This window comes from Cryobacterium sp. RTC2.1 (genome assembly GCF_035018685.1).
GTDB lineage: Bacteria > Actinomycetota > Actinomycetes > Actinomycetales > Microbacteriaceae > Cryobacterium > Cryobacterium glucosi.
Genome location: NZ_JASJXJ010000346.1, coordinates 1 through 556, shown reverse-complemented (window position 1 = coordinate 556; position 556 = coordinate 1). Strand labels below are relative to the sequence as shown.

1 protein-coding gene is annotated in these 556 nt (G+C 75.0%); it reads left to right on the top strand.

The genetic code is table 11. From position 1 onward, the window contains the following. On the top strand, positions 1 to 488 hold a 488-nt coding region (locus tag QN357_RS19220; RefSeq protein ID WP_323505430.1), incomplete at its 5' end, for a siderophore-interacting protein. Positions 489 to 556 lie beyond the last annotated feature (68 nt).

Below are 556 nucleotides of genomic sequence, written 5' to 3'. Positions count from 1 at the left end.
GGCGCCCCGGCGACGCGACCTACCTGCTCCTCGCGGGCGACGAGACCGCGGTCCCCGCGATCTGCGGCATCCTCGATACCCTGCAGCCCGGGCGCACGGCGCACGCCTTCCTCGAGGTGCCGGATGCCGCGGACCAGCTCGACGTGCGGGTCCCGGACGGTTGCACCGTCACCTGGCTTCCGCGCGGAGGCGCCCCGCACGGCGAACGCCTCGACGCCGCCGTGCGCACCTGGGTCGCCGGCCACCAGGGGCCCGAGGTCCCGACCGGCGTCGCCGTGAACGCGGCCGAGCTCGAGATCGACATCGACCGCGAAACCCTGTGGGACACCCCGGACACACCGCCGGGCGCAGGCTTCTACGCCTGGCTCGCCGGAGAGGCCGGCGCGATCAAGCGCCTCCGCCGGTTCCTCGTGAGCGAGACCGGTGTCGACCGCCGGCGCGTCTCCTTCATGGGCTACTGGCGCCTCGGCAAGGCCGAGCCCCAGTGAGCCGCCTGGCACACCCGTCCGAGCATCCGGCCGCGAACCTCCCCGCCCAGAACCGCCCGGCCCCGAAC